The organism is Rhodococcus sp. p52 (genome assembly GCF_000763325.2).
Classification (GTDB): Bacteria; Actinomycetota; Actinomycetes; order Mycobacteriales; family Mycobacteriaceae; genus Rhodococcus; species Rhodococcus pyridinivorans.
On sequence record NZ_CP016819.1, the window covers coordinates 1,698,272 to 1,710,941 of the forward strand.

The 12,670-nt window shown below is 68.5% G+C and carries 13 protein-coding genes, 1 tRNA gene and 1 other RNA gene; 6 read left to right on the forward strand and 9 right to left on the reverse strand.

Annotated features, from left to right (window positions below; genetic code table 11):
• Positions 1-93 precede the first annotated feature (93 nt).
• Together IM25_RS07815 and tgt are read left to right on the forward strand one after the other, a co-directional pair.
• Positions 94-1,332 carry an MFS transporter gene (locus IM25_RS07815; protein ID WP_033097943.1) on the forward strand — a complete coding sequence of 413 codons (1,239 nt, stop codon included), beginning with the start codon at positions 94-96 and terminating at the stop codon, positions 1,330-1,332.
• Entirely contained in the window at positions 1,329-2,588 is a 1,260-nt protein-coding gene (gene tgt, locus IM25_RS07820; protein WP_198162547.1) for a tRNA guanosine(34) transglycosylase Tgt, read from the forward strand. The genes IM25_RS07815 and tgt overlap by 4 nt, the downstream gene beginning before the upstream one ends.
• Before the next feature lie 19 nt (positions 2,589-2,607).
• Here tgt and IM25_RS07825 read toward each other — a convergent pair whose 3' ends face one another.
• From IM25_RS07825 to IM25_RS07845, 5 genes are all read right to left on the reverse strand, one after another.
• Positions 2,608-3,339, reverse strand: coding sequence for a queuosine precursor transporter (locus tag IM25_RS07825; protein ID WP_033097971.1), 732 nt, complete (start codon positions 3,337-3,339; stop codon positions 2,608-2,610).
• Positions 3,340-3,464: 125 nt separating this feature from the next.
• Positions 3,465-4,217: an RDD family protein gene (locus IM25_RS07830; RefSeq protein WP_065995930.1), complete on the reverse strand. Its 753-nt coding sequence runs from the start codon at positions 4,215-4,217 to the stop codon at positions 3,465-3,467.
• A 110-nt stretch (positions 4,218-4,327) separates the two neighbouring features.
• The gene (locus IM25_RS07835; RefSeq protein WP_006552514.1) at positions 4,328-5,254 is read right to left on the reverse strand and encodes a hypothetical protein; all 927 of its coding nucleotides are present in this window, start codon (positions 5,252-5,254) and stop codon (positions 4,328-4,330) included.
• Between the two features lie 86 nt (positions 5,255-5,340).
• Positions 5,341-6,273 (reverse strand): tRNA glutamyl-Q(34) synthetase GluQRS, encoded by a 933-nt coding sequence (gene gluQRS, locus IM25_RS07840; protein WP_033097942.1) that lies wholly within the window; start codon positions 6,271-6,273, stop codon positions 5,341-5,343.
• A gap of 9 nt (positions 6,274-6,282) precedes the next feature.
• Entirely contained in the window at positions 6,283-7,182 is a 900-nt protein-coding gene (locus tag IM25_RS07845) for a LysR family transcriptional regulator (RefSeq protein ID WP_065996495.1), read from the reverse strand.
• Positions 7,183-7,305: 123 nt separating this feature from the next.
• Here IM25_RS07845 and IM25_RS07850 point away from each other — a divergent pair, with 123 nt between their 5' ends.
• Together IM25_RS07850 and IM25_RS07855 are read left to right on the forward strand one after the other, a co-directional pair.
• Positions 7,306-8,694: an MFS transporter gene (locus tag IM25_RS07850; RefSeq protein ID WP_033097941.1), complete on the forward strand. Its 1,389-nt coding sequence runs from the start codon at positions 7,306-7,308 to the stop codon at positions 8,692-8,694.
• Positions 8,691-9,428 carry a 3-hydroxybutyrate dehydrogenase gene (locus IM25_RS07855; protein ID WP_006552511.1) on the forward strand — a complete coding sequence of 246 codons (738 nt, stop codon included), beginning with the start codon at positions 8,691-8,693 and terminating at the stop codon, positions 9,426-9,428. Before IM25_RS07850 ends, IM25_RS07855 begins: the two co-directional genes overlap by 4 nt.
• A gap of 53 nt (positions 9,429-9,481) precedes the next feature.
• On the opposite strand, the gene IM25_RS07860 is transcribed toward IM25_RS07855, so the two are convergent.
• Together IM25_RS07860 and IM25_RS07865 are read right to left on the reverse strand one after the other, a co-directional pair.
• The gene (locus tag IM25_RS07860; protein WP_024102753.1) at positions 9,482-10,066 is read right to left on the reverse strand and encodes a TetR/AcrR family transcriptional regulator; all 585 of its coding nucleotides are present in this window, start codon (positions 10,064-10,066) and stop codon (positions 9,482-9,484) included.
• A gap of 53 nt (positions 10,067-10,119) precedes the next feature.
• On the reverse strand, positions 10,120-10,785 hold the full coding sequence (locus tag IM25_RS07865) for a YoaK family protein (protein ID WP_019290292.1): 666 nt from the start codon (positions 10,783-10,785) through the stop codon (positions 10,120-10,122).
• Between the two features lie 139 nt (positions 10,786-10,924).
• Between IM25_RS07865 and IM25_RS07870 the strand changes: the two genes are divergently transcribed.
• Positions 10,925-11,974, forward strand: coding sequence for a GmrSD restriction endonuclease domain-containing protein (locus tag IM25_RS07870; protein ID WP_033097940.1), 1,050 nt, complete (start codon positions 10,925-10,927; stop codon positions 11,972-11,974).
• Between the two features lie 23 nt (positions 11,975-11,997).
• On the opposite strand, the gene IM25_RS07875 is transcribed toward IM25_RS07870, so the two are convergent.
• Both IM25_RS07875 and IM25_RS07880 read right to left on the reverse strand, forming a co-directional pair.
• Positions 11,998-12,261 carry a hypothetical protein gene (locus tag IM25_RS07875; protein ID WP_006552507.1) on the reverse strand — a complete coding sequence of 88 codons (264 nt, stop codon included), beginning with the start codon at positions 12,259-12,261 and terminating at the stop codon, positions 11,998-12,000.
• A gap of 85 nt (positions 12,262-12,346) precedes the next feature.
• A tRNA-Ser gene (locus tag IM25_RS07880) sits at positions 12,347-12,434 on the reverse strand.
• 117 nt (positions 12,435-12,551) lie between these two features.
• Between IM25_RS07880 and ffs the strand changes: the two genes are divergently transcribed.
• Positions 12,552-12,646, forward strand: an RNA gene (gene ffs, locus IM25_RS07885) — signal recognition particle sRNA small type.
• Positions 12,647-12,670: the final 24 nt, after the last annotated feature.

Here is a 12,670-nt window from a genome sequence, read left to right on the forward strand (position 1 = left end):
GCTGCCCCCGCGTCGCTCCCCCAGCGCGCCCGCGTCCCGGCCCGCACGACCTCCGGCTCCGGGACCCTCGACAGATCGAAGGTTTCCTCACCGATGACCACCACGGCTTCCGGCCGCCCACTCGACGATCCTGCCCACACCGACTCCGGACATCCCGCGCGCACGCTCGTGATGTGGGCGCTCGCCCTCGGTGGGTTCGGGATCGGAACCACCGAGTTCGTCGCCATGGGGTTGCTCCCCGAGATCGCGACGAGCATCGGGGTCTCCGAACCCACCGCGGGCCACGTCGTCTCCGCCTACGCGGCCGGTGTCGTCGTCGGTGCCCCGCTCATCGCGACGATCGCCGCCCGCGTGCCGCGCAAGACACTGCTGGTCGCGCTGATGGTCGCATTCACCCTCGGGAACGCCGCCACGGTGCTGGCCCCGAGCTACGGTCTGCTCGTCGTCTCCCGCTTCGTCGCCGGCCTGCCGCACGGCGCGTACTTCGGGGTCGCCGCACTGGTCGCGGCGCACCTCGCCGGACCCGGTCGCCGCGCGCGGGCGGTGTCGCTGGTGATGATGGGGCTGTCGGTGGCGAACGTCGTCGGGGTGCCCGCTGCCTCGTGGCTCGGCATGGCGCTGGGCTGGCGCGCGGCGTTCGTGCTGGTCGCGGTGATCGGAGTGGCCACCGTCGTCGCTCTCGCCGCCTGGGTGCCGACACTGTCGATACCGACGACCAGCGTGCGGGTCGAACTCGGGGCGTTGAAGAGCAGCACCGTCTGGCTCACGCTCGCCGTGGCCGTCATCGGCTTCGGTGGTGTGTTCGCGGTGTACACCTACATCAGCACCACGCTGACCGACGTCGCCGGAGTGTCGAGATCGCTGGTGCCGGTCGCGCTGATGCTCTTCGGCGTGGGCATGGTCGTCGGCAATGCCATCGGTGGTCGCGTCGCCGACCGCGGTGTTATCCCCGGCGTCTACGCGTCGATCACCTCGCTCGCGGTGCTGCTCGCGCTGTTCGTCGCCGCAGCCCACAACCCGTGGACCGCCTTCGTGATGGTCTTCGGCCTGGGTGTCGGATGCGCCGCGGTGGGCCCGGCCCTGCAGGTGCGGTTGATGGACGTCGCCGAGGACGCCCAGACGCTCGCGGCGTCGCTGCACCACGCCGCGTTCAACCTGGCCAACGCGTTCGGTGCGTGGATCGGCGGGGTCGTGATCGCGGCCGGGTTCGGCTACACCGCTCCCGCCGCGGTCGGTGTGCTGCTGGCGCTCGCCGGTGTCGCCGTGTTCGCGATCTCCGTCCGCCGCCGCGAGAAGGCCGCACCTTCCCGACGTGATTGGATACGGAAGTGACCGATTCCAGCATTCCGACCCCGCCCGATCCCTTCTTCACGGTCGGAGCGCGTCTCGACAACGGACTCGGCCGCACGGGCACGATCCACACCCCGCACGGAGACATCCGCACCCCGGCCTTCGTCCCGGTGGGCACGAAGGCGACCGTCAAGGCGGTGCTGCCCGAGACGATGGCCGAGCTCGGCTCGCAGGCGCTGCTCGCCAACGCCTACCACCTCTACCTGCAGCCCGGCTCCGACATCGTCGACGAGGCCGGCGGGCTCGGGAAGTTCATGAACTGGCCCGGTCCGACCTTCACCGACAGCGGCGGCTTCCAGGTCATGTCGCTCGGAGCCGGGTTCAAGAAGGTCATCGCGATGGAGTCCGTCGGTGTCCAGAACGACGACGTCATCGCCAAGGGCAAGGAGCGGCTCGCCCCCGTCGACGACGACGGGGGGACCTTCAAATCGCACCTCGACGGGTCGCGGCACCGGTTCACCCCCGAGGTGTCGATGCGTATCCAGCACGAGCTCGGCGCCGACATCATGTTCGCCTTCGATGAGCTCACGACCCTCATGAACACCCGCGGCTACCAGGAACGCTCCCTCGAACGGACCCAGGCGTGGGCGGTGCGGTGCATCGCCGAGCACGAGAAGCTCACCGCCGAACGCGCTCGCCGCCCCTACCAGGCGTTGTTCGGCGTCGTGCAGGGCGCGCAGTACGAGGACCTGCGACGACAGGCCTGCCGGGGCCTCGAGTCCATCGTCGGCGAGACCGGCCGCGGATTCGACGGGTACGGCATCGGCGGTGCGCTCGAGAAGCACAATCTCGGCACGATCGTGCGGTGGTGCACCGAGGAGCTGCCCGAGCACAAGCCGCGACACCTGTTGGGCATCAGCGAACCCGACGACATCTTCGTCGCGGTCGAGCACGGCGTCGACACCTTCGACTGCGTCAATCCGTCGCGGGTCGCGCGCAACGCCGCGATCTACCACCCCGACGGCCGGTTCAACATCAACACCAGCCGTCACCGGCGCGACTTCACGCCGATCGACGAGAACTGCGACTGCTACACCTGCCGGAACTACACGCGCGCGTACATCCACCATCTGTTCAAGGCGAAGGAGATGCTCGCCTCGACGTTGTGCACGATCCACAACGAACGGTTCACGGTGCGCCTCGTCGACGACATCCGGGCGAACATGGAGAACGGCACGCTTGCCGAGTTCAAGGCCGAGACGCTCGGCCGGTTCTACGCGAGCCGGCGTCGGGCCTGAGTCGTCAGGGCGTGAGTCGTCAGGCGTAGGAGGGTTCGCGCTTCTTGACGTACGCGATCACGCGGTAGGTCACCGGGAGCACGACGATCTCGACCAGCGTCTTCCACAGGAACCCGACGATCACGAAGTTGACGAAGTCGGCCCAGGTCGTGATGCCGATGGCCCCTGCGGCGATCGAGCAGAAGATGAGGGTGTCGGCGAACTCGCCGACGACGGTCGACCCGATCAGCCGCGCCCACAGGTGCTTCTCCCGGGTGCGTTCCTTGATGCGGACGAGCACGTACGAGTTGAGCAACTGCCCGACCGCGTACCCGGCGAGCCCGGCGATCAACATCCGGGGCACCACACCGAGGACGTTCTCGAAGGACTCCTGACCGGCGTAGAAGTCGGCCGGGGGCAGCTGCTGCGTGATCCAGAAGCACAGCGCGGACAGCGCGACCGCCCCGAAGCCGTAGAAGACGGCGCGGCGGGTGGCCGCGAAGCCGTACACCTCGCTGAGCACGTCGCCGAGGATGTAGGCGAGGGGGAACAGGAAGAACCCGCCGTCGGTGATGATCGGCAGGATCTGCAGCGGCCCGACGGTGAGTTCGGAGCCGGTGAAGAACGCGATGCCCTTCGTCGCGGAGATGTTGGAGATCATCAGCACCGCGGTGAACAGCACGACGATCCCCGTGTACGGGCTGCGTCCCACGCGCGCGAAGGCGGCGTGGTCGAAGAGGGCGGGGGAGGTGTTCGATCCGTGCTCGGTCACCCGGACATCCAAGCATCTCCGCGGGGTGATCACGAAGTTGCGGACCGTCTGTACGTGCGCGAACACCCCATATGCGACGAACGGGTCCCGTCCTGACGAGGACGGGACCCGGAGCGCACGGGAGATCAGGACTTACGTACCCGGGTGCCGCCGGCGAACTTGTCGTGGAAACCCTGCTTGTTGCCGTCCTGCTCGATGGTGACCGCGATACCGATGTATGCGGCGAGCGACAGCAGACCGGCGAGGAAGCCCAGCAGCGGGACGCCGGTGAGGATCTGCAGCGCGACGAAGGCGTTGCGCTTGGCGGCCTGCTCGAGGGTGGGGTTACCACCGGCAGGGCCGGCGACCGACAAGCCGAGGAGCTTCTTGCCGATCGTCGCGCCCCGAGCGGACTCCATGTACGTCCAGTAGCCGAAGGCGACGACACCGCTGACGACCGTCATGAAGAAGTCCACGAAACCGCTTCCACCGCTCGCGAGGATCATGATCGCGCTCAGGATCCCCATGGGGATACCAACGATGAGGCCGTCGATGATGCGGGCGCCGAGACGCGGGAGCAGTTCCCCCCGGGTGCCGGCACCGAAATTCGGATCCGGGCCGGGGAATCCCGGGCCGCCGAACCCACCATCCTGCGGCGCCCCGTACGGGGGTGCACCGTACTGAGGAGCGCCGAACTGGGGCGCACCGAATTGGGGCGTTCCGTTCTGCGGGGTTCCGTACTGAGGAGCGCCGTACTGGGGGCCACCGTTCTGGGGCGCGCCGTACTGCGGGAACTGCTGGGTGTAATCGGGCGGGGTGGCGCCGTACGAGGGGGCGCCGGGATGACCGCCCGTCGCCCGAGGATCCTGCTGAGGGGGTGGATAGCCACCAGTGGTCACTTATGTCTCCCTTGTCGCGATCGGCATGGCAACGCGCCACGGTACAGCGTGCCGTGGCGCGTCGGTAGATATGCCTACGGATGCGACGGGAGGGTCCCGCCGGGGTTGTGTCAGGCCGCTACGGGACCACCCGTGGTGACCCGGTAGGCGTACGTGACGGCGATGATCGACACCGGCACGGTGACCAGCAGGCCGATCAGGCACAACAGGGCACCGAGGAGATTGATGCCGAGCAGTGCGAGGGCGAGCAACACCAGCGTTCCCGCATTCGATTTGACGGCATTGAAGCTCGACTTGATCGCGGTGACGGCATCCTGATTGCGATCGATGACGAACTGCATCGTCCACCACGCGAAGAACGCGAACACCAGGCCCGGGAGGATGCACAGCACGAGACCGATCGACGTGCCGATGCCCACGAGCAGACCTGCGAGGATGACCGCACCGATCGGGCCGATCTGGAGGAACGTCCCGAAAGCGGGGCGCTGCCCGTCGGTTTCGGCCAGCGCACCGCGCACGAAGGCGGCCTGGATCAGGTATCCGACGATCGCCGAGACGATGCTGCCGATGGCGCTCAGGAAGGTGAAGTCCGTCGCCTCACCGGTGAAGTCGAACCCGTTGAAGATGCCGCTGATCAGGCCCTGGATGACGAACGCGGCGAGCATGAAGACGATCCACACGCCGGCGTTACCGCTGAACTTCGACCAGCCGTAGGAGATCGCGTCGCCGACATTCAGCTGATTCGGAGGCGGACCACCGAAGCTCCCGGCGCCGTACGCACCCGGGGGGGGCGGGTAGTCACCACCCGACGGGGGAGGCGGATAGTTCCCCGGCGGCGGGTAGGACCCACCCGGCGGCGGGTAGTTGCCACCCGAGGGCGGGGGGTAGTTCCCCGGAGGGGGGTAGTTGCCGGGCGGCGGATAGTTCCCACCCGGCGGGGGAGTGCCACCGCCCGAGGGCGGCGGATAGCTTCCGGGTGGCGGATAACCACCCGGGTTCTTCGGATCCTGATTCGGGTCGTAACCACCGGTGGTCATGGCTGCCTCTCGTCTCCGGGATCGGACACTTCCGAGAGAGTACGGACATCACCTCGGGTCCGCATCCGCTATGTCCGCATCGTGTCCTATCGGATGCCTTCCTCCGACGGGGTGAACACCCACGGATCGCGGGGGAGTCTCACGGGATTCCAGCGGTCCAGCAACAGTTCCGGCGACACGGGCTCGCCGGGGTCGGCGAGTCGCAGCGACACGGCGATCGTGCCCAGCACGTCGGCGGCCGTGTGACCGAGCGCGAGCTGATCGGCCAGTGTCACCGCGCCGTCCCGTTTGGCCAGTCGCTTACCCTCCTTGCCGAGCGCGAGCGGCACGTGCGCGTAGACGGGTTCCGACAGTCCGAGAAGGTGTGCGAGACAGGCCTGCCGGGGCGCGGAAGTGAGCAGGTCGTCTCCGCGTACCACCTGATCGATGCCCTGGTCGGCGTCGTCCACCACCACTGCGAGGTTGTACGCGGGGGTTCCGTCGTTGCGGCGCAACACGAGATCGTCGACGATGCCCGTGAAATCTCCGTGCAGCAGGTCGTGGACGGTGAACCACTCCTCGGTCGCCCGCAACCGGATCGCCGGGGCGCGGCCGGAGGCCCGGCGCTCGGCCCGCTGCTCGTCGGTGAGGTTGCGGCAGGTGCCCGGATAGGCGCCCGCAGGGGCGTGGGGTGCGGAGGTGGCCTCGAGGATCTCGCGTCGGGTGCAGTAGCACTCGTAGGTCAGACCGGCCTGCTCGAGCCGCGCGATCGCCTCGTCGTACAGGCGCCGGCGGCGGGACTGGTGGACCACCCGGCCGTCCCAGTCGAGACCGATCGCCGCGAGATCCGCGAGCTGGCGTTGCTCCGCGCCGGGACGCACCCGGTCGAGATCCTCGACGCGGACCAGGAACCGACGGTTGGTCGACCGCGCGAACAACCACGCCAGGACGGCGGTGCGCAGATTGCCCAAGTGCAGGTCGCCGGAGGGACTCGGTGCGAAGCGACCCGCTCCTGCTTCGTCCTCGTCCGAAAGTGACACCCGTGCACTCTATCGAGCGACCCCCAGGAGTACCGCTCGCTGGGCGTGCACGACCTCCCGGATCGCCGCGACCGCGGCCGCGACCTCCGGCTGCCGCAGCGTCTCCGAGCGTGCGAGGAGCCAGTAGGCCAGACGCGCCTCGACCTCGCCGGGCAGGACCCGGACGAGATCGGGGTGCCGATCGGCCATGAAGCACGGCAGCAGACCGAGTCCTCCGGCGGCGCGGGTCGCTTCGACGTGCACGAACACGTTCGTCGAGCTGATCGAATCCTGCATGTCGGGGGCGATGCGCCGCGCGACGTCGAGATCGTCGACCTGCAGCATCGAATCGATGAAGTACACGAGGGTGTGCTCACGCAGGTCGCGGACCGACGACGGGGAGCCGTGCGTGGCGAGATAATCGCGCGAGGCATACAGGCCCAGGTTGTAGTCGGCGAGACGGTGCGCTTCGGCCCGATGCACCTGCGGGCGTCCCACGACCACCTCGATGTCCATGCCGGACCGCTGCTGTGAGGCGCGACGGGTGGTCGCGACGATCTCGACGGAGATACCCGGATGGCGTTGCCGCACGAGCGCGCCGGCCGGGGCGGCGATGTAGGCGCTGAAGCCGTCGGTGGCGGAGATACGCACGACGCCCTCGAGGCGGCGCTCACCCCGGGGGTTCCGCAGACTTCCGACCGCGGCCTCGATGCGTTCGGCGGCCTCGAGCGCCTCGCGACCGCGGTCGGTCAGTTCCCATCCCGCCGCCGACCGCGTGAGCACGCGACCGCCGAGGCTGCGCTCGAGCGCAGCGATCCGCCGGGAGATCGTGGTGTGGTTGACGCCCAGGTCGTCGGCGGCGCTGGTGACCCTGCCACTGCGCCCGACGGCGAGCAGGACGAGGAGGTCATCGGCCGAGGGCACGCTCATGTGTGCAGTTTTGCAGATCGCATCTGCGAATCGCGTCATTGTGGATGCAAATGTGCGTACCGATACTCGGCATATGTGTTTGGAAGTGTTCCCCGTCACACAGCGTCCCGGGAGGGTGCAGGCATGAGCGTCGAACAGGCACGAACGGATGGACCGGAGAGTTCACCGTCGGCATTGCGCAGGGTCGTCGGTGCGTCCATGGCGGGCACCGTCGTCGAGTGGTACGAGTTCTTCCTCTACGGCACCGCCGCGACCCTCGTCTTCGCCAAAGTCTTCTTCCCCGACGGCGGCAACGAACTCGACGCGATCATCGCGGCGTTCGTCACCTACGCCGTGGGCTTCGTCGCCCGGCCGCTCGGTGGGATCGTCTTCGGCCACTTCGGTGACCGGTTCGGACGCAAGCAGCTGCTGCAGACCAGCATCATCATGGTCGGCGTCGCGACCTTCCTGATGGGCTGCCTGCCGACCTTCGGTGCCATCGGGTACTGGGCGCCGGCACTGCTCGTGACGCTCCGGTTCATCCAGGGCTTCGCGGTCGGCGGCGAGTGGGGCGGCGCGGTACTGCTGGTCGCCGAACACAGCCCCAATCGCTCGCGCGGATTCTGGTCGTCGTGGCCGCAGGCCGGTGTGCCGATGGGCAATCTCCTCGCGACGATCGTCCTGCTCGTCCTCACCACCACGTTGCCCGAATCGGCCTTCCTGTCGTGGGGCTGGCGAGTCGCGTTCTGGCTCTCGGCCGTCATCGTGCTGATCGGCTACTACATCCGCACCAAGGTCACCGACGCCCCGATCTTCCTCGAGGCGCAGCAGGAGGCCGACAAGCTGAAGGAGACGTCGTTCAACGTCTTCGAGGTGCTCGAGCGCTACCCGCGCGGCGTGTTCACGGCCATGGGCCTGCGGTTCGCCGAGAACGTCATGTACTACCTCGTCGTCACCTTCTCGATCACCTATCTGAAGATCGTCGTCGGTGCCGACACCAGCCACATCCTGTGGTGGATGCTCGCCGCGCACGCCGTGCACTTCGTGATCATCCCGATGGTCGGACGACTGTCGGACACGCTGGGACGCCGTCCCGTCTACATGATCGGTGCCGTCACCGCCGGTGCCTGGGGCTTCCTCGCCTTCCCGATGATGGACACCGGCAACAGTGCGTGGATCATCTCGGCGATCGTCATCGGACTCGTCTTCCACTCGTTCATGTATGCGGGGCAGCCGGCGATCATGGCGGAGATGTTCCCGACCCGCATGCGCTACTCGGGCGTCTCCCTCGGCTACCAGGTCACCTCGATCGTCGCAGGGTCGCTCGCCCCGATCATCGCCGCGAGTCTGCTCAGCCGCTTCGAGTCGTCGGTCCCGATCTCCTTCTATCTGCTCGGCTCGTCGCTGATCACGATCGTCGCGGTGATCGTGGCCCGGGAGACGAAGGGCATCTCGCTGCGCGACATCGACGCCGCGGACGCGGAAACGGTCGCCCAGAAGAAGGCCGCCGAGAACGCCAGGATCTCGGCATGAGGGCCCGCACCGCACTCGTGACCGGTGGTGTCGGCGGGATCGGGGCGGCCTGCGCCCGCGCCCTCGCCCGGCAGGGAGTCCGCGTGACCGTCGCCGACGTCGACGAGGTCGCCGCGAAGACGCTCGCCCACGAGATCGGGGGAGAGGCGTGGGGTGTCGACCTGCTCGACACCGACGGCCTCGACGGTCTCCGCCTCGACGTCGACATCCTCGTCAACAACGCCGGCATCCAGGTGGTGCGGCCGGTGGAGGACTTCGCCCTCGCCGACTTCCGCCGCATCCAGACGCTCATGGTCGAGGCGCCCTTCCTGCTCGTGAAGGCCGCGCTGCCCGGCATGTACGAGCGGGGCTTCGGCCGGATCGTGAACATCTCGTCGGTCCATGGGCTGCGGGCGTCGGCGTTCAAGGCCGGGTACGTCACCGCCAAGCACGGCCTCGAGGGGTTCTCCAAGGTCGTCGCGCTCGAAGGCGGTCCCCGTGGCGTGACGAGCAACTGCGTCAATCCGGGTTACGTCCGCACCCCGCTGGTGGAGAAGCAGATCTCGGAACAGGCCCGCGCGCACGACATCCCGGAGGATCGCGTGCTCTCGGATGTGTTGCTCACCGATCAGGCGGTGACCCGGCTGGTCGAGCCGGAGGAGGTGGCCTCGCTCGTGTCGTGGCTGGCCTCCGACGAAGCCGGGATGGTCACCGGCGCGTCGTACACGATGGACGGCGGCTGGTCGGCCCACTGACAGGACGGTCCGACTGCAATCACCGACCCGCGTCCCGGATTCCGGGGCGCGGGTCAGTGCGCGTCGGCGCCGTCGAGGACGAGCTGGACCTGGGCGTGCAGAGCGTGGGTCAGATACTCGCGCGGGTAGAGCTCGGGGCTCGCCGCCGCGTCGAGTGCGAGCCCGTTCGCGGCCGAGAGCAGCAGAGCGGCCCGGGTCTCCGGGTCGGGTGTACCGGCGCGGATCAATACGCGCGCTATGCCCGTGCGGATCGTGAACAGGGTGGCGGTGCGGATGGCGCTCAGCGTGGGGGAGGTGACCGCCCGCACGGCGAACGCCGACATCACGTGCACCTCGCTGCCACGTTCCTCGTCGAGGGGGAGCAGCTGGCTGAGCGCGGAGAACAGGGTGCGCGCCGGATCGATGTCGGGATCGACGTTCGTCAGCCGGTTCAGCACCCGGTCCGAGAGCGTGCGGAACGAGTACGCGAGCATCTCGTCCTTGGTTGGGAAATGGTGCTGCACCGCCCCGATCGAGACCCCTGCCTCGTTGGCCACCTCCCGCACACTCGCCGCGTCGAGACCGTTGCGTGCGGCCACGTCGAGCAGGGCCGCAGCAAGCCTGGTGGGGCTGGTGGTGATGTAGGGGCGCGTGCGCATGGGGAGCACCGTAGCCGAGCTCTCCACCATACGAACGTACGGGGAGGCGGGAATCACACCCCGTCGGTGAGCTCGCGATCTGAGAGGAAACGGACCGACACCGTGAGCGCGGCTGCGAACGCCGCTGCGATCCACAGGGCGTGCAGCCCCAGCACCCGGTGGGCGAGCGCGCCGAGAACGGCGCCCGTCACCAGGCCGCCCCACAGGCCCAGATAGGGCAGCCAGCTCCAGCGCGGACCACCGAAGAACGCCGCCGCGATCCGCTGCCCGATCTTGACCAGCGCACCCGTCATGTAGGTCAGGGCGACGGTCGTCTCCCCGAGCCGCCGGAACACCGAGTTCTCCGTTCCCATGGCCAAGGTCATCGCGATCACGGCGACCGGCGTCCAGTCCACCAGGACGGCCGCGGCGGCGACCGTCAGCAACACCGTCACGGTTGCGAGGACCGCGATCTTGCGGGTCCGCCGGTCTCGGTCGGTCAGTTCCGCCACTACGCTGCCGAGAATCACTCCGAGCACAAACAGCGCGAGCACACCGCCGATGAGCGCCACCGTCTGCCACGCACCGTCGGCCGTGCCGACCGCGAAGCGCGTGGAGTTGCCGCTCATGAACGACACGAACACACCGCCCAGGGTGATGAACCCGAGGGCATCGATGAACCCTGCGAGAGAGGACAGCGCGATCGCGAGTCCCTGCAACTGCCTGCCGTAACCGACCACCAGACGATAGTAGGAACCGTTCCCTCCGGGATGCCGACCACGTCGGCTCCCGGATGCTTACGTGGTGTAACGACCGGGCGTCGTGGGCGCGATGGACAAGGGGAGCCGTCCGGCGCCGTCGTTCTCAGGAGTTCCCTCGATGTCCTTGCCCCGCTTGTCGTCCCGGCTGTCCCTGCTCGTCGTCGCGACGGTCGCGGGTCTGACCCTCACCGGTTGTGATTCGACCACCGAGGACACTTCCGTCGCTCCGGCGGCGACTTCCGAACAGTCCCCGGTGCCGAGCTCCGAAACCCCCACGACGACACCGTCCCCCACCACGACGCGCTCCACCTCGACGACCGCACCGAACCCGGCAGCGTCGGCGGATTCGTCGGAGGCCCTGGCCCGGCTGGCGACCCTGCCGATCAAGGGGCGCGCGCCCAAGACCGGGTACAGCCGCGACCTGTTCGGCCAGGCGTGGAGCGACGACGTGTCGGTGGAGTTCGGGGGCAACGGCTGCGACACCCGCAACGACATCCTGCGACGCGACCTCGTCGATATCGTCTACCGGCCCGGTACCCGCGACTGCGTCGTCGCGTCGGGAACCCTGAACGACTTGTACACCGGTACGACGATCGCGTTCACCCGCGGGCAGGACACCTCGACCGCGGTGCAGATCGACCACGTCGTCGCGTTGTCGGACGCGTGGCAGAAGGGCGCGCAGCAACTCGACGCGGGCACCCGGGCCGATTTCGCCAACGACCCGCGCAACCTCCAGGCCGTGGACGGGCCGACCAACCAGCAGAAGAGCGACGGCGACGCCGCCACCTGGCTGCCGCCGAACCGCGCGTACCGCTGCACGTATGTCGCGCGGCAGATCGAGGTCAAGGCGATCTACGGCCTGTGGGTGACGCAGGCCGAGCACGACGCGATGGCGCGGGTCCTCACCGAATGCGGAGGTGGGGCTCCCGCAGCTGCACCCGCGCCCACCACGACGACGCGCCAGGCGCCCGCACCTGCGCCGGCACCCTCGCCGGCTCCTGCCCCTGTCCCTGCGCCCGCCCCCGCCGAGCCGGCCCCTGCTCCGGCGGAGGTGTATTACAAGAACTGCGCGGCGGCCCGGGCCGCGGGAGCCGCACCGCTGTATGTGGGAGAGCCCGGCTACCGGCCGAAGATGGACGGTGACGGGGACGGCGTCGCCTGCGAGTAGCACACACCGCCGTGATCTCTCGGTCAGCTGAAGCGGTGGGTGAGATTGCGGCGCATGCGGTGCAGCTCGCGGAGCTGGGCGCCCAGCCGCTCGACCTCGGCGTCGAACCGGCGCGCCCGGTCCACGGCCCCCACCCGGTGTTCGGCGAGGGCCTTCTGTTCGGTCTTCTCGATGGCTGCGGACACCTCGTCGATCTCCCGGTCCAGCATCTCCACCCAGACCGAAGCCTGCTCGTGGTCGGCGTCGCCGCCGAGCGGGAAATTGTCGTCCGCGGTCACGAGACGCATCGTGCCCGAGATCGGCCCGGTACGCGAACAGGGGGACCGGAAAAGCAGAAACCCCGTGGGACGCTGTGCGCCCCACGGGGTTCCGTGGCGGAGGATAGGGGATTTGAACCCCTGAGGGCGTTAACCCAACCCGCGTTCCAGGCGAGCGCCATAGGCCACTAGGCGAATCCTCCGTGGGGAAGCATACCGAATGGAGACCCCAACTTGCCAAACGGGCACGTCGCACCCTGATTCCAGGGGTGCTGCGGGGGCGGGTTCGCCGCCGAGGCGCTCGTTCCTCTACACTTGCCGATGGATCCCGCGCGGCGCGCATCCTGTGAACTCCCCCAGGGCCGGAAGGCAGCAAGGGTCAACGGGCTCTGCCGGGTGCGCGGGGTCCTCTTAATTTCCGCCGATGCCCGTGTCACCG